The sequence below is a fragment of the Micromonospora sp. DT44 genome (assembly GCF_049841635.1).
In the GTDB taxonomy this organism is placed as follows: Bacteria; Actinomycetota; Actinomycetes; order Mycobacteriales; family Micromonosporaceae; genus Micromonospora.
The window spans coordinates 54,497-70,472 of record NZ_JBNCKS010000010.1 but is presented as its reverse complement, the minus strand read 5'-3'; the positions used below and the strand labels follow the sequence as shown (position 1 = coordinate 70,472).

Here is a 15,976-nt window from a genome sequence, read left to right as displayed (position 1 = left end):
GGGGAGCCCAAGCCGGATCGGGAGAGGGTGGACGCCGGCCGGCACAGTGCCGGAGGCCGGCCGGCGTCCACGACTGGGAGTGCGGAGAGTCAGTTCTTGAGGAACAAGTTCAGGTAGAACGGCTCACCCGCGGAGGCGTCGCCCTCGGCGCCACCGATGTTCGTGCCGATGGCGAAGGCGAGCTTGCCGTAGTAGCGCGGCAGGGCCACGTACTTGCCCATGATTTCCTTGTCCAGCTCGCCCCACTTGGCGACGGCCTGGTCGGCCGGGAGGTTGCCGATCTCATCGATCTTGGCGTCCAGCGCCTTGTCGCTGAGCTCGCCCCAGCTGAGGTTGTCGGAGATGCTGTGCGACTGGAACAGCACCGGGAACCAGCTGCCGCCGCTCGGCCAGTCCGAGCACCAACCCTGCGGCGCCTGGCCCATGTTGACCGGAGCGTCGTAGTCAGCGATCTTGGAGCGCAGCTCCGCGGTGGTGACACCGATCGGCTTCACGGTGAAGCCGGCCGCCTTCAAGGCGTCGACCCGGATCTGGTTGGTCTGCTGCGGGATCGGCTTGGTGTTGTCGTAGTACCAGGTGAGCTCGAAGCCGACCTTGCCGGCCGCCTCCAGGTCGGCCTTGGCCGCGGCCGGGTCGCCCTGGCCGACACCACTCAGGCCCGGCAGCGGCTCGTACTTGGTGTAGCCCGGCACGCTCGGCGGCAGGATGGTGCTGGCCGGCTGGGAGTTGAAACTGTTCAGACCGGCGGCCTTGTTGACCTGGTCGTACGGGTACGCCTTGGCGATCGCCTTACGCACCTCCAGCGGGATCTTGCGGGTGTCCATCTGCACCGAGTACGTGCAGGGCTGCTCGCCCTGGATCAGCTGGGCCTTCTTGTCCCCGGTGAGCTGCGGGATCAGCGAGGCGTCGACGGCGCCGTAGTTGAGGGCGTTGGCGTCCTCGCCGGCGCTGTTGAGCACCTGCTGCTGGGTCTTCGGGTCCTCGCCGCCCCACTTGAAGTCGAAGCCGTCCGGGTACTGGTGCCGCACCGCGTCGGTGTTCGGGTCCCAGTTCGGGTTCTTCTTCAGCTTCAGCTCGGTGCCGGGGGTGTAGGTGTCGAACTGGTACGGCCCGGTCGCGAGGGGGTTGTTCTTGTAGTTCTCCTTGGTGTCCTTGGCCTTCGGGATCGGCGTGAACACCGGGAAGGTCAGGTAGAGGGGCAGGTCCGCGAACGGCCGGGCCAGGTGGATGACCAGCGTGCTCGGGTCCGGGGTCTCCACACCGGCGTAGGTGTCACCGCTGACGTAGGGGCCCTTGTACTTGTCGCCGTCCTTGAAGGTGGTCAGCTGGTACGTCGGACCGTTCGCGAACACGTCGTGGGCGAACGACCGCTTGATCGCGTACGCCAGGTCCTCGACCTTGACCTCGCTGACGTCGCCGTACTTGATGCCCGACTGCAGCTTGAACGTCCAGGTCAGCTTGTCCGACGAGACGGTGCCGAGGTCGGTCAGGTCCGGTACGAGCACCGGCTTGCCGTTGCGGATCGCGAACTGGGTCGGGCTGCGGAAGATCAGCTTCTCGATCGCCAACGCGTCGGCGTAGTAGGTGTCGGTCGGGTCGAAGGTGTTCGGGGTCAGCTGGGAGTAGACAGTGATGACACCGCCCTTCTTGGCGCCGGGCACCTCGGCCGCCGGCCCCTTGGCGGTCGGGTCGAGCGCGCTCTGCTGGGTCTCGATGCCCTTGGCGTCACCCCCGCCGCTGCTGCCGTTGTTCGACGAGGGGCTACCGCAGCCGGCCACCGCCATGGTGGCGGCCAGCGCGGCGGCGAGACCAACCTTCAGTTGCCTCACAGACGTACTCCTGTCTTGTCTTTCGGTTGCACTTCAACCCGGGTCGTCCTCATCGACGGGTCCGGGGATCGAAGGCATCGCGTACGGCGTCGCCGAGCAGGCTCAGGGCGAGCACCAGGATCGTGATGCCGAGTACGGGCAGCCACAGGTAGAGCGGGTCGGCCCGGTAGTACGTGGTGGCGGCGGAGATCGTCAGGCCCCAGGACGGCGTGGGTTCGATCAACCCCGCCCCGAGCACGGTCAGGCCGGCCTCCGCCACGACGTAGCCGGGCAGGGCCAGCGACACCGAGACCACGATCGGTGCCACCAGGTTCGGCAGCAGCTCCTTGAAGAGCACCTGCCGGGTCGGGATGCCGAGCACCTTGGCCGCCGCGACGAACTCCCGCTCCCGCAGCGAGAGCACCTGCCCCCGGACCAGGCGGGCGAGGCTCGCCCAGCCGAAGAACGACAGCACGCAGATCAGCGAGATGAAGCGGATCTGGGCCACGTCCTCGGAGCCGGCACCGTCGGCGCCGCCGAAGATGGCGACCAGCACGGCGGAGCTGGCGATCGCGAAGAGCAGGTACGGCAGGCTGAGCACCAGGTCGATCAGCCAGGAGAGCACCCGGTCGACCCAGCCGCCGGAGAAGCCGGCGACCAGGCCCACGACCACGCCAATGATCGTGGTGATCGTGGTGACCGCGACGGCGACGATGAGCGACGGGCGTGCGCCGTACACCCAGCGGGCGAAGAGATCGCGACCCAGGCGGGGCTCCACCCCGAACCAGTGTTCGCCGGTCGGCCCGATCGTCGGGAAGCCGAACTCGTCGATCAGACTCTGGTGCAGCTCGCTGGGGTTCTGCCCCTCCACCCGGGCGAGCAACGGCGCGAAGATCGCGATCAGGACGTAGGCGGCACAGATCGCGGCGCAGATCATCGCTACCCGGTCGCGGCGCAGCCGGGCCAGGGCGATCCGGGTCGGTGACCTGCTGACCGTCCGGACCAGGGCGGCGGGCGACGCCACGCTGCGCCCCCGTTCGTCGCCCGGCTCTCCGGCGCGGAGCACCTGGGGCTCGGTGACCATCGGCTCCACGCGGACGACCTCCTCATCGAGCTGACACATGGCACCGCCACCTGAGCGGTTCCCCGAACAGGTGGCGGCTCTAGTGCCGGAACGTTAGCCGGGCAAATGATTTCGTTGTGGGTCCGATCCGTTACGGGTTAATTACGTGGACGACGGCCGTTAAGCATTTCTTGCCGCCAGTCGAGTCGTCAGCGACGGCTGCGACGGGACGGAGCGCACGGTGACTGAGGGTGACATCGACGTCCTGCCGTCGCCGCCGTCCGGGTTGCGGTGGTCGCTATAACAGCAGCTCACTACGTCGATCTTCTCGTGCATCGAAGCATAACGTTGCTCGGGGCAACTTTATTGGCTACTTCTGGTAATTGCCTTGAATGGGAGAACAATACTCAGAAATGCCATTCCCTGAAGCTGCCAGCGCATTAGTCGTGCACAGATCTACAGGCCCCTTCGGAGCGCTTTTACATTTGCGGTCATGGCTACTTAATAGGTCGCACCATGCCCGTTCCGCTGGTGCGGCGAAGCGTGGCGTGACGTCCACGCGAGCCGTAACAGCGACGAGCGCCATGACTCTGCGGCTTGTCCAACCACAGAGTCATGACGCTCACCGGCGTACCGTCGTCAGCCGGAGACCGACGAGGGCTGATCGCGGCCGTCCTGGTAGGACGGATGACGCGACACTGTTCAGACGAGCCCACCCAGGGCCGGGTCGCTGATGCTGTCCTTGCCGTTCTCGACGTGGCCCGCGCAGCGGTACGCGAAGCCGGGGTCACCCGCGACGGCGACCGTCAGGTCGTACCAGCCGTGCGTGCGGGCCAGCGCCCAGGTGGCGCGCTCGGTGTGACCGGGGCGCAACGACAGCGTGACCGGCCGCGAGTGGTACCCGTCCCGGACGGTCACCTCGACCCGCTTCGGCCCACGGTTGGTGAGCGTGAGCTCGATCTTGTCGCCCCGCTCGTCGAAGGTGGGCGTGATGTCGAGATCCGAGCGGCCGGCGGCGAACCGGCGGAAGAAGCCATTCGGTCCGTGCACCGACAGGTCGTACCCGGAGGAGACCTGCCAGGTGTCGGCCAGGCGCTTGCCCGGCTCGACCGTGTAGCTGCGCGGCGCGGCCGTGCTGCCGGCCTGACGGACCTGGAAGACCGCTCCCGCGCCGCCGGTGTTGCGGAAGTCGATCCGGAACTCGCCGTCGCCCCGACGTCCGTCGGCGTGCAGGGCGTACGGGATCGCCCGCGCCGGCCGTACACCGCGCTCCTGCTTGGGCAGCCGCCCCTCGGCCGGCGGTACCGGCACCTCGTCGGGGTGCCGGACCAGGTCGCCGGGCTTGAAGTCGTCGGTGTCCGGCAGCTTCACGTCGCGCGAACGGTTCGGGTGCCGGAAGTCGAAGGCCGTGGTTAGGTCGCCGACGACGGCACGCCGCCACGGGGTGATGTTCTTCTCGACCAGGTCCGACCGGCCGTGCCCGAACCGCGTCTCCAGGAACTTGATCAGCGAGGTGTGGTCGAAGACCTGCGAGTTGACGTAGCCGCCCCGCGTCCACGGCGACACGATGATCATGGGTACGCGGATGCCCAGGCCGTACGGGCCCGCCGGGTGGTCGGCGTCGCCGGGGAAGATCTCGTTGGTGGTGGGCACGGTCGACTGTCCGTGCTCGCGCGTCTGCGGAGGCGTCGGCGGGACCACGTGGTCGAAGAAGCCGCCCTCCTCGTCGTACGTGATGAAGAGCGCCATCTTGCTCCACACCTCGGGGTGCGACGCGAGGATGTCGATGACCTGCGAGACGTACCAGGAGCCGTAGGCCGGTTCCCAGTTCGGGTGCTCGGTGTAGGCCTCGGGCGCGGTGATCCAGGAGACCTGCGGCAGGCGTCCCGCCTCGACGTCGGCCCGGAAGTCGGCCAGCAGCGCCTCGGGGTCGCGGCCCTGGGTACGGATCTCGGTGCCGGTCTTCGCGCGGTCCGCCAGGGGCGTGCCGGGCTGCGCGTTCTGGTACTGGCGGAAGTAGAGCAGCGAGTTGTCGCCGTAGTTGCCGATGTACGGGTCGTTCGTCCAACCCCAGGAGCCGGCCGCGTTGAGCCCGGTGCCGACGTCCTGGTAGATCTTCCAGGAGATGCCGTTGCGCTCCAGCCGCTCCGGGTACGTGGACCAGTCGTAGCCGGCCTCGGCATTGGTGATGACCGGGCCGCCGCCCTTGCCGTCGTTGCCGACCCAGCCGCTCCACATGTGGTAGCGGTTCGGGTCGGTCGGCCCCATCAGCGAGCAGTGGTAGCTGTCGCAGACGGTGAACGCGTCCGCGAGCGCGTAGTGGTAGGGCAGGTCCTGCCGGGTGTGGTACGTCATCGACGTGACGCCCTTGTTCGGCACCCACCCGTCGAACCGGCCGTCGTTCCAGGCGGCGTGCCCGTCGTTCCACCCGTGCGGCGGGTCCGGCAGGAAGGTCTGGCCGAGGTTCTTCACCTCGGGGCGGAACGGCAGCAGCTCGTCGGCGCCGTCGGGCTGGTGCCACACGTCCTTGCCCGACGGCAGGGTCACCGGATGGGGGTCGGCGAAGCCGCGTACACCGCGCATGGCGCCGAAGTAGTGGTCGAAGGACCGGTTCTCCTGCATCAGGATGATCACGTGCTCGACGTCCTCGATCGAGCCGGTCCGGTTGTTCGCCGGGATGGCGAGCGCCTTGCTGAGGTCCAGCGGGAGCGCCGCGCCGATCGCGGGAACTCCCATCGCCTTGAGGAAGGTACGCCGATCCACCGTGCCCATAACTCCGCCTTTGTGTGCTCTGGTCGAGAAACTGGCGACCGGACGCTATCGGGGGCGGGTTGACAGCAGATGACCATAATTGGACCGGACGGGAGCCCTCCGACGTACCGTGAGATCGTGCCGACGAGAGACGTACTCACCAAGGCTGACCTCGCCGAACTACGCCGCTCGGCGCTCGGTGCGGCCGACCCGCTCGGTGTCGCGGCCGACATCGCCGAGGCGGTCGAGCAGGGCCGGTTGGAGGACCCGGACGATGCCGGGGACGCCCTGACGCTCGCCGCCGAGATCGCCCGGATCCGGGCCCGGACGGACGCGGCCCTGCGGTACGCGGATCAGGCGCTGGCGGCGTACCCCTCGGTGGACGACCCCCGGGCGGGCGTGGCCCGCGCGCTGCGGGCCCGGGTGATGTTCCAGGCTGGCGGCCGGGACGACGAGGCGATGGCCGAGCTGACGGCGCTGCGTCCGTTGCTGCTCACGCAGCCCGACGTGCCCGCCTACCTGAGCGCGGCGCTGGACGCGGCCGGTCGTTCGTCGACCGCCGAGACATGGCTGAGCGAGGCGGTCGACACGCTGCTCGGCGAGCGCGACACCACGGCGGACCCGGAGGTCGGTCCGCCGGACGCCCCCGGTGTGCTGTTCCTGCTGCTGCAACAGCGCCACCGGGTACGCCGCAACCTCAACCTGCCGCACGACCGGCAGGACGATCTGGCCGACCGGTTGGAGAACCAGCTCGTCCGCCAGGTCTCGGAGCGCCAGGGCGGCGCGTCGGATCTGCTGCTCTGGCCCCGGGACGAGTTCGACAAGCTGCTCGCCGCCCACCCCGAGCTGACCGACGTGTACGGGCCGGACTGGGACGCGCACCGGGCCCGGCTGGAGAAGGAGCTGGTACGGCTGACGGGCGCCGGCCGGACCGGGCTGGGCGTGTACCGGGCGACGGTGGCCGGCCTGGACGCCTTCGCCCGTGGACGCGACGGCGACCCGACCGACGCGGCGATCCGGGCCGGCTACGCGGCCGAGGTGTCGGCGCGGCCTGCCGCCCGGGTGCCCTGGCCACCCGAGCGCAACGACGCGTGCTGGTGCGAATCGGGCCTGAAGTACAAGAAGGACTGCCTGCCGCGCTCACGGAGCTGAGCGGCGACTCCCCGTAAACGACTCTGGGCACGCCCGGTCGGTACCGATAGCCTCCATGCCGCGGATCATCGAGATCCGCCGTGGCCGGAGGAGTCGCCGAATGTTCGAAGAGTTCCAGGGCATCCCCGCCCATCCGCTCGTGCTGCACGCCGCGGTCGTGTTCGTGCCGCTGCTGGCGCTCCTCGCGATCGGCTACGCGCTCGTCGCGCCGATCCGGCCGCACACGCGCTGGGTGCTAGCGCTGCTCGCGGTGGGCGCGCCCATCTGCGCGCTGCTGGCGAAGCTCACCGGGGACGCCTTCCTCGAGCGGTTGCGCTCGGCGAACCGGGTGACGCCGGAGTTCGTCCCGAAGCTGGAGGCGCACCAGGATTTCGGGGACCTGACCCTGTACGCGACGATCGCGCTGGCGGTCGTGGCGCTGGCCCTGGTCCGCTTCGTCCCGCCGCGCGTCGCCGAGGGCGTACCCGCCAATCGGGCGGTGACCGTGACGTTGCAGGTGCTGTCGGTGGTGGCCGCCGCCGTCGCCGTGTACTACGTGGTCCGTACCGGGGACTCCGGCGCGAAGGCGGTCTGGGAGGGTCAGTGACGGCGGTGGTGTCGGCCCGGCCGTAGCCGAGCCGACACCACGTCACCCGTCAGCCGGCGTGGTACGCCCGGATGACGGTCTGCTCGATGCCGCTACCGCCGTTGCCGGCGGCCTTCACCCGCAGCGAGACGGCCTGCCCGGAGGCGACCTTCGGCAGGTCGAACCGGTAGTTGTCACCGCTTCCGGTGACCCGGGCCGACTTCCAGGTGACGCCGTCGTCGGTCGACGTCCAGACCTGCATCGACGTCACCTTCTGCGCCTTGACGCCGTGCGCCTGCCGGACGGTCAGTTCCGCCGGACCGCCGACGGGGTGGTTGTCGTGGTCCATCGGCAGCGCGTAGTCGACCGCGAGCAGCGGCAACGGCACGCGGCCGGTCCCGTCCGGCCCGGCGGACCGGAACGTCCAGGACGTGCTGACCTTGGTGGAGATCGGCAGGATGAGGCTGGTGTCGACGTCGAAGGTCAGCCGGTAGTCGGCCATCGCCTGCGGCACCGTGAAGTCGGCGACCGGCCGGTCGCTCTGCTCGACCAGCTTGCCGTTGCGGTACAGCGACATCGTGCGCTTCACGCCGATCACCTCACCCTGCAGGCAGTCGGCGCGCTGGTGCTGGTCGGTCAGCGTCACCATGTCCAGGTGCAGGTTGCCCTGGGTCCGAGACGGCGGGCTGGCGCAGCTCCAGCCGTCACCGGCCGGGTCGTCGTACCAGTCGGAGTGCAGCGGCTGCCGTGCCCAGACCTTGGACTGCTGGCTGCCCGGCCGGTACTGGCGCGGCGCCTCCATGGCCCCCAGTCCGCCGTAGACACCCTGGTCGGCCCAGACGATCTCCGGTGAGAGGTACGACGTCCGGTTCGGCGGCATGACGCCCTCGAAGGTCTGGGTCACCGGCACGCCGTCGGCGGTCTCGCCGAAGCGGACGAACGTGGTGTACATCTCCGGCGAGTCGGTCTGGTGGAACCGCTCGTCGATGCGGGCCAGCCGCGCCTGCTCCGCCCTGGTCACCCGGAACGACGGGTCGGCCGGCACACCGTCGGTGTACTCGTGCACGATGTTGTAGCGGTACGGCTTCGCGGTGCCGACCGGCGAATCCATGTTGACGGCCGCCCAGGTGCGCCGCGATCCGATGGTGGGCTTCGGGACCGCCACGCTGCGGATCGCCGCCGCCACACCGAACCCGCTGATCTGGTGCCACCACTGCAGGCCGTTCACCGCGGTCTGGAAGGTGGTGAGGTCGGTCCGGGTGGTCTTGGTGGCCGCCCCGTCGACGGTCGCCGTGACCGGCCGGGCCTGCGCCGGGTCGAGGGTCACGCTCCGGTCGGCGTGCACGTCCAGGTCACCCGCGGCGGTGAGGGTGCTCTCCTGCACGTCGCTGTCGACGTAGTAGGCAATCGACGCGCCGAGCACCGAGTACCGGCCGGCCGGCACCCGCAGGGTGAACGTGTCCCCCTGAGTGCCACCGGCTCCGCCGTAGAACAGCAGCGGGTCGGTGAGGTTGGCGACCATGAGGTTGATCCAGGCGTCCGCGCCCTCCCGCAGGCCGGGCATCGGCTTGGTGTGGATCGTCAGGTCGTAGCTGGGCTGCTCGACGTAGAAGCTCACCGGGGTGGTGGCGACCACGGTGTGGCCGGTGCGGGCGGTGACGGTGGCCAGGTAGAGGCCCGGCCGGCTGGCCAGCGCCTTGCGGTTGATCCGCAGCGTCGCCGCCCCCGTCGCGCCCCGCTTGAGGGTCACCCGGTTCGTCGACAGCGACGCCGCGCCGCGCGGCACGCTCTGGCCGTCGTGGTTGACGATCGACACGTCGAGGTCGAGGACCGTCGTGGCCGGGGTGGATCCGCCGGTCCAGCTCAGCTTCGTCTCGCTGGTCCCGGACTGCGGGTACGCGAACGTGCCGAGGTTGATCACCGGCTGGTCGCTGGTCGGGCCGCCGAGGGCACGGGCCGCGTTGAGGCGGCCGGCGCCGATGGCGTACGGGTCGAAGCCGGTGAGCGGGTCGGACGCGCCGACCAGGGCGGCCTTGATCTTCGCGCCGGTCCAGTCGGGGTGCCGCTGGGCGAGCAGCGCGGCGGCGCCGGCGACGTGCGGCGTGGCCATCGAGGTGCCGCTGAGCGACTCGTAGTACCTGTCGATCGGGTCCTGGAGGTTCGTGCCGGCGGCACGCGCCGCGACGATGTCGACGCCCGGCGCGACCAGCTCCGGCTTGGCCGCGTTGTTGTTGATCAGCGGTCCCCGGCTGGAGAAGTCGGCGAGCTTGTCGTCGCGGTCGACGGCCCCGACGGTGAGCGCGGTGGCGGCCGACCCGGGCGAGGAGATCTGCGCGCCGTTGTTGCCGGCCGCGATGACGAACAGCGTGCCGGTCTGCTCGCTCAGTGCGTCGACGGCGAGCGAGAGCGGGTCGCTGCCGTCGTCGGCCTGGCTGCCGCCGAGGCTCATGTTGATGACGTCGGCCCGGGTGGCCGCCCACTCCATGCCGAGGATGATGCCCGAGTCCTCGCCGGAGCCGTGGTCGTCGAGCACCTTGCCGATCACGAGCTGGGCGTCCGGCGCGACGCCACGACGCTGACCGGCAGAGGCCGCGCCGGTGCCGGCGATGGTCGAGGCGACGTGCGTACCGTGGCCGTTGTGGTCGACGGCGTCACCGCCCTCGGCGGTGAAGTCGGCCCGCTCGACGACCCGCCCGGCGAGGTCCGGGTGGCTGAAGTCGGCGCCGGTGTCGAGCACTGCGACCCGGGTGCCCTTGCCGGTGTAGCCGGCCTTCCAGGCGTCGGGCGCGTCGATCTGGGTCAGGTTACGGTCCAGGCCGGCGGGCTTCGCGCCGGCGGGCAGGGCGGTGGCGCGGACCTTGCGGTCTAACCAGACCTTCTTCGCGCCGGCCAGCAGCGAGTTGGTCGCGAGCTTCGCGGTGGCCGGGCTCTTCTTGGGTACGTGTCCGGCCACAGCGCCGATGCTGGACAGCGTCTGGACGTCGGCGAGCGCGGCCACCCGGGCCGACGCGGTGGCGGGCTGCACGATGACCGGCAGCTGGGGGGTGCTCTCGTCGTCGTACCCGTCGGCGATCAGCGCGGTGACGTCGAACAGGTCGGGGTCGAGGACCGAGCCGATCTGGGACGCGACACGGGCGGGGACGACGTGCAGGTGACCGTCGGGGCCGCAGCTCTGGTCGATCACCGCGTTCTCGTCGACCGGCCGGATCGTGACCTGCGGACAGCCCGAAACGGTGCTGCGGACGATCACCACGTCGCCGGTCAGCAGGGTGACGGTGTGCGTCTTGCCGTCCGGGGAGGTGCGGGGTGTGTCGGTGCCGGCGATACCGCCGGGGCCGGCCGTGGCGGTGCCGCCGGGCAGGGCGGTCAGCGCCGTGGCCGTCACGGCGACGGCCAGCAGCCAGCGTGTTCTCCTGAGCATGTCGCTCCTGTCTGATGTGGACAAATGGCGCCTCTTGGGCGACATTTGCAAGATCATAGGTCTGCGCGGCGGATCTTCGGGAGGTCGCGAAGACGGTTTTTTCGTCAATCGAGACAACGTTGCCTGCCATGTGTCGCCGGCCTACCTGGTTCGATGTCGATTCGGTTACCGCCGCGATCCCGATCGGGAGAACGGCCGGAGGTGACCACCCGAAGGGATCGACGCCGACGTCCACCCGCACCTAGCATGGCGACGAATGGATCTTCGCGACTGGCCCCTGCCGAGACCCGGCAACCAGCCCGACCGAAGGGAGACGCGCGTGCGTCGCCCCCGTCATCTGGCCCTTCTGAGCGTCGGCGTGTCCGGCGCACTGGTCCTGAGCGCGACACCGACACCCGCAGCCGCCCGCCCCACAACGTCCACGCCCACCGGCATCGTCGTGGCCGACGGGATGACCCAACCGGTGTTCTCGCTCGCCGACGCCATCGAGGAGCGGGTGTACGTCCAGACCCCGGTGGACACCGATCACGACGGTCGTCCCGACCGGGTGGCGATCGACATCTCCCGGCCCCGGGAGACCGCCACCGAGGGCTTCAAGGTGCCGGTCATCTTCGAGCACAGCCCGTACCGCAAGGGCACCTGGGGCGACGTGCCGTACCCGAGCGTGCTGGTCGACGACCTGCCGCAGAACGGCCTGGCCGACCGCTCCGGCCGACGTGCGCTCGACGCCGGCACGCAGCGCGCCCAGGCCAAGGCCAACCTGCCCGGCTCGCTGGACGACTACTACGTGCCCCGCGGGTACGCCGTGGTGCTCGGCCAGAGCGTCGGCACCGGCGACTCGGACGGCTGCCCGACCAGCGGTGACCAGGCCGAGACGCTCGGCACCAGGGCCGTCATCGACTGGCTCAACGGGCGGGCCAAGGCGTACGACGCCAGCGGCGCCCCGGTCACCGCCGGCTGGACCACCGGCGCGGTCGGCATGACCGGCGTCTCCTACAACGGGACGTTGCCCAACCAGGTGGCCACCACCGGGGTCAAGGGCCTGAAGACCATCGTGCCGGTCTCGGCGATCAGCAGATGGTACGACTACTACCGGGCCAACGGCCTGGTGGTCGCGCCCGGCACGTTCCAGGGCGAGGACCTCGACATCCTGGCCCAGTACACGGCCGGGCAGGCACGTGCCGAGGGGCAGTGCGCCGACGAGCTCGCGCAGATCACCACGGAGCAGGACCGGGTCACCGGCGACTACTCACCGTTCTGGCGTGACCGCGACTACCTCGACGCCCGCAACGTCCAGGCCAGCGTCTTCGTCGTGCACGGCCTCAACGACTGGAACGTCAAGACCGAGCACTTCGCCGGCTGGTGGGACGAGCTGGCCAAGCGCCATGTGCCGCGCAAGATCTGGCTGCACCAGGGCGGGCACGGCGGGCCGGGCAGCAGCGCCTCGGTGACCCTGCCCAGCGGGCAGACCTGGACGTACAAGCAGACCGAGAACCGCTGGTTCGACTTCTGGCTGTGGAACGTGCGCAACGGCATCATGGACGAGCCGACCGCCGTGCTCCAGCGCGAGGACCGGGCGTACACCACGTACGCCAACTGGCCCGACCCGGCCGCTCGTGAGGTCGGGCTACGGTTCGCCGCCACCGACGCCACCGCCCCGGGCACGCTCACCACGGGCAAACCGCCGAAGGCCCGGATCGAGCAGAGTTTCGTCGACGAGGGACGGACGATCCACCCGGACACCCTGGTCGCCGACCCGGACACGGCCAGCGCCAACCGGCTCGCCTACCGCTCCCCCGCGCTCGCGCAGAGCGTCCGCATCTCCGGCCGCCCCGAGATGCGGCTCCGGATGGCGATCGACAACAAGCCGGACGCCAACCTCACGGCCTACCTGGTCGACTACGGCCCGGCCGGGTCGACCGCCACGCCCGTCGTGGTGACGCGCGGCTGGATGGACCCGCAGAACCGCGTCAGCGCCGCGCGCACCGCGCCGGTCAAGCAGGGCAAGCTGTACGACTACCGGTGGACCATGGAGCCGAAGGACTACGTCTTCCCGGCGGGCCACCGGATCGGCGTGGTCGTCTTCTCCTCCGACCAGGAGTACACGCTGTTGCCGTTGGGCGGCACCGAGCTGCGCGTCGCCCCGAACGACAGCGAGCTGCGGCTGCCCGTGGTGGGCGGACGGGGCGTACTCGGTTTCTGATCGACTCCGTCAACGGGTGGGGCGGTCCGACGACGCGTCGAGCCGCCCCACCCGCGTCTGGTCGGCGGCGGTCCCGGTGTGGGCGAGTGCGGCGAGGAGCCGCAGTTTCTCGTCGCTGTCGCTGTCCTTGTCGGGGTAGTAGACGACGAGGATGACGTCCTCGATGGGGAGCTTGTCCCGGTGCAGGCGTAGGTCACCGACGACGGGGTGGTGCACCGTTGTCGTGCCTCCGTCGAGATTGCGGACGTCGTGGCGGGCCCACAGGGTGCGGAACCGCTGACTGGACAGCGCGAGTTCGCCCACCAGCTCGACGAACCGGGGGTTGTCGATGTCATCCCCGATGGTGGTGCGGAGGGTGGCGATGAAGTTGGCGGTGGCCTTCGTCCAGTCCTGGTGGAAGGCTCGTTCCTCGGGATCGAGCAGGAGCGACCGCAGCCGGTTCTGACCGGGCCGCAGGCGCGGGGAGAACGCCACGGCCATCGGGTTGGAGGCCAGCACGTCGAAGGCGCGTCCTTCCACGAACGCGGGGACCTGAAGGTGGGCAAGCAACTCGTACACCCGCGCTGGTACGTGCTCGGAGCGCTTGCGGCGCGGCGCCCGGGGGCGCGCCGCCGCGAGGTCGAGCAGGTACATCCGCTCGATGTCGTCGAGCTGCAGGACGCGCGCGAGCGATTCGAGGACCTGCGGTGAGGGGTTCTTGTCCCGGCCCCGCTCCAGCCGCAGGTAGTAGTCGGGGCTGATCCCGGCGAGCAGGGCGACTTCCTCGCGTCGTAGGCCGGGCACGCGGCGTCGGCCGCCGGTCGGGAGCCCTACCTGCGACGGTGAGACCAGTTCGCGCCGGGCCCTCAGGTAGCCGCCCAGCCGGTGGCCGCCGCCCGGCTCCTCTTCACTCATGGTCACCACGGTAGTGCGGCGCGCGTGCCGTAGAGGGGGCCCTGGTGGGACCTGGGAAAACGGGGGCCCTGCCACATCCGCCGGCCTGCGTCAAGACTTGTGATCGCCCTGTTCGGGCGCCCTCTGGATCGAAGGGAAGATCTCGTGGATCTCTCCAACCGCACAGTTTTCATGGTCGGCGGCACCTCGGGTATCGGGCGGGAGTTGGCCCGGCGGTTCGCCGCGGCGGGCAGCACCGTGGCCGTTGGCGGTCGCAACCCCGAGGCCCTCGCGGAACTCGCCGCGGAAGGTTTCGGCACGTTCGGCATCGACGTCACCGACGGCACCTCTGTCGCGTCCGCCCGGGACGCCGTGCTCGCCCGTTACTCCGAGCTGGACACGGTGGTGACGATGTCGGGTGCCATGCTCCTGGAAGACCTTCGCGACCCTGCGCACTTCGCGGCGGCGCAGACGACGATCGACACCAACCTGGTCGGCACCATCCGGGTCATCGACGCGTTCACTCCGCATCTGGTCGGTCGGGGTGCGGGCACCTTCATCACCGTCACCTCCGGCATCGCCTTCCTGCCGTTCCCGCCCATGCCCAGCTACGCCGCCTCGAAGGCCGGGGTGCACGCCTACTCCGAGGCGCTGCGCGCGCAACTCGACGGCACCGGTGTCGACGTCGTCGAACTCGTCCCCCCGGCCGTCGCGACAGCCGGTCAGGAGACGGTGAACCCGCGCGCGCTGCCGCTCGACGACTTCGCCGCCGAGGTCATGCAGCTGCTCTCGGCGAACCCGACCCCGAGCGAGATCCTGGTCAAGGGCGTACACATGCACCGTTGGGCCGAGCGCGACGGCACCTACGCGGACCTCGTCGCGCAGCGCTCGACGGCCCTGGCGATGCTTCCCGGTCGCCAGGGCTGACACCTTCCGGTGTGGCGGTCACACCCGCCAGGGCATCCTAGGAAGATAGCTCACCGCGCTGCAGCCGGTCGGGCCCCCACCACCGGGGGCCCGGCCGGTGTGCTGTCGTCGTCATTTTTCCAGCAACTGCGGGACGTATTGACAACTTTCGACATCGGGGCGAGGCTTGGACCGCTGAGAGCGCTCTCTCGCGCCGGCCCCACCGGGCCACCACCAGTCTGGCCAGGGCACACTCCGCTGTCTTCGGCGGCGGCACCGGAGTTGCCCCTGACCCGTCCCCCCGACAGGAGTTACCAGATGGACAGGGCCGCACCCCACGTCCCCCGCCGGCTACGCCTCACCGTGGCGATCGGCGCCCTGCTGACCCTCCTCGGCACGTACCTGGTCTCGACCACCGACCGGGCCGACGCCGCCCCGGTCGCCAACGTCATCCGGGTCGCCGAGTTCCCCGCCGACTGCACGTACAGCCACCGGCTGCCGGACGACCCGATCGTCTTCCCCGGACTGCCGGGGGCCTCACACATGCACAGCTTCTTCGGCAGCACGGCGACGAACGCCACCACCACCCTGCCCGACCTGGTGAAGTCCACCACCACCTGCAACCCGGCGGTGGACGTCTCGTCGTACTGGGTGCCGACCCTCTACCGCGACAACGTCGCGGTGGAACCGGCCATCGCCACGTTCTACTACCTCGGTGAGGGTGTGCGCTCCGACGTCGTCGCCAACACCCAACCGATCCCGCAGGGCCTGCGGCTCGTCGCCGGCAACGCGAAGGCCACCGGCCCGAACGACAGCATCGCCCGCTGGTCCTGCCTGCACGCCGGTCAGGTGCCACCGTCCAAGGACTTCGTCAACTGCCCGGCCGGCACGATGCTGGAGTCGTACCTGGACTTCCCGCAGTGCTGGAACGGCCGCGACCTGGACTCCGCGGACCACAAGAGCCACCTCGCGTACCCGGTGAACCAGGCCTGCCCGAGCACCCACCCGGTGCACGTGCCGAAGCTGCGGCAGGTGCTGCGGTACCCGGTCAACGGCGACCCGTCGCACTTCCGGCTCGCCTCCGGGCCGGGCTACACGATGCACGGCGACTTCTTCAACGCCTGGCCGACGGCGGAGATGGCCCGCCGGGTCCAGGACTGCATCCGTCCGGTCATCAAGTGTGGACACGACGGCCGACCGATCTGAGTCGTAGGGACGGCCCGGTCCTGCCGGG

At 70.1% G+C, this 15,976-nt stretch carries 10 protein-coding genes; 5 read left to right on the top strand and 5 right to left on the bottom strand.

Going from position 1 to position 15,976, the window contains the following annotated elements; genetic code table 11:
• Positions 1-89: 89 nt before the first annotated feature.
• From ACLQ25_RS08100 to ACLQ25_RS08090, 3 genes are all read right to left on the bottom strand, one after another.
• Entirely contained in the window at positions 90-1,829 is a 1,740-nt protein-coding gene (locus tag ACLQ25_RS08100; protein WP_425730269.1) for an ABC transporter substrate-binding protein, read from the bottom strand.
• Between the two features lie 49 nt (positions 1,830-1,878).
• Positions 1,879-2,931, bottom strand: coding sequence for an ABC transporter permease (locus tag ACLQ25_RS08095; protein ID WP_425730268.1), 1,053 nt, complete (start codon positions 2,929-2,931; stop codon positions 1,879-1,881).
• Between the two features lie 642 nt (positions 2,932-3,573).
• Positions 3,574-5,643, bottom strand: a complete 2,070-nt coding sequence (locus tag ACLQ25_RS08090; protein WP_425730267.1) for a phosphocholine-specific phospholipase C — start codon at positions 5,641-5,643, stop codon at positions 3,574-3,576.
• Between the two features lie 117 nt (positions 5,644-5,760).
• Between ACLQ25_RS08090 and ACLQ25_RS08085 the strand changes: the two genes are divergently transcribed.
• Positions 5,761-6,774 (top strand): SEC-C metal-binding domain-containing protein, encoded by a 1,014-nt coding sequence (locus ACLQ25_RS08085; RefSeq protein WP_425730266.1) that lies wholly within the window; start codon positions 5,761-5,763, stop codon positions 6,772-6,774.
• Between the two features lie 100 nt (positions 6,775-6,874).
• Positions 6,875-7,360, top strand: coding sequence for a DUF2231 domain-containing protein (locus tag ACLQ25_RS08080; protein ID WP_425730265.1), 486 nt, complete (start codon positions 6,875-6,877; stop codon positions 7,358-7,360).
• 49 nt (positions 7,361-7,409) lie between these two features.
• On the opposite strand, the gene ACLQ25_RS08075 is transcribed toward ACLQ25_RS08080, so the two are convergent.
• Complete coding sequence (locus ACLQ25_RS08075; RefSeq protein WP_425730264.1) at positions 7,410-10,760, bottom strand: S8 family peptidase; 3,351 nt, start codon at positions 10,758-10,760, stop codon at positions 7,410-7,412.
• A gap of 319 nt (positions 10,761-11,079) precedes the next feature.
• On the opposite strand from ACLQ25_RS08075, the gene ACLQ25_RS08070 reads away from it, so the two are divergent.
• Positions 11,080-12,963 carry a Xaa-Pro dipeptidyl-peptidase gene (locus tag ACLQ25_RS08070; protein WP_425730263.1) on the top strand — a complete coding sequence of 628 codons (1,884 nt, stop codon included), beginning with the start codon at positions 11,080-11,082 and terminating at the stop codon, positions 12,961-12,963.
• A 9-nt stretch (positions 12,964-12,972) separates the two neighbouring features.
• Here ACLQ25_RS08070 and ACLQ25_RS08065 read toward each other — a convergent pair whose 3' ends face one another.
• A complete protein-coding gene (locus ACLQ25_RS08065) occupies positions 12,973-13,857 on the bottom strand; it encodes a helix-turn-helix transcriptional regulator (RefSeq protein WP_425730262.1) in 885 nt (294 codons plus the stop codon).
• Positions 13,858-14,001: 144 nt separating this feature from the next.
• Here ACLQ25_RS08065 and ACLQ25_RS08060 point away from each other — a divergent pair, with 144 nt between their 5' ends.
• Both ACLQ25_RS08060 and ACLQ25_RS08055 read left to right on the top strand, forming a co-directional pair.
• On the top strand, positions 14,002-14,763 hold the full coding sequence (locus ACLQ25_RS08060; RefSeq protein ID WP_425730261.1) for an SDR family oxidoreductase: 762 nt from the start codon (positions 14,002-14,004) through the stop codon (positions 14,761-14,763).
• A gap of 297 nt (positions 14,764-15,060) precedes the next feature.
• On the top strand, positions 15,061-15,948 hold the full coding sequence (locus ACLQ25_RS08055; protein ID WP_355048165.1) for a DUF1996 domain-containing protein: 888 nt from the start codon (positions 15,061-15,063) through the stop codon (positions 15,946-15,948).
• Positions 15,949-15,976 lie beyond the last annotated feature (28 nt).

What these genes read in the sequence shown, in the direction of transcription:
- ACLQ25_RS08065 (WP_425730262.1), bottom strand. Translation starts at nt 13,857, where the DNA reads ATGAGTGAAGAGGAGCCGGGCGGCGGCCACCGGCTGGGCGGCTACCTG.
- ACLQ25_RS08055 (WP_355048165.1), top strand. Translation starts at nt 15,061, where the DNA reads ATGGACAGGGCCGCACCCCACGTCCCCCGCCGGCTACGCCTCACCGTG.
- ACLQ25_RS08090 (WP_425730267.1), bottom strand. Translation starts at nt 5,643, where the DNA reads ATGGGCACGGTGGATCGGCGTACCTTCCTCAAGGCGATGGGAGTTCCC.
- ACLQ25_RS08095 (WP_425730268.1), bottom strand. Translation starts at nt 2,931, where the DNA reads ATGTGTCAGCTCGATGAGGAGGTCGTCCGCGTGGAGCCGATGGTCACC.
- ACLQ25_RS08075 (WP_425730264.1), bottom strand. Translation starts at nt 10,760, where the DNA reads ATGCTCAGGAGAACACGCTGGCTGCTGGCCGTCGCCGTGACGGCCACG.
- ACLQ25_RS08080 (WP_425730265.1), top strand. Translation starts at nt 6,875, where the DNA reads ATGTTCGAAGAGTTCCAGGGCATCCCCGCCCATCCGCTCGTGCTGCAC.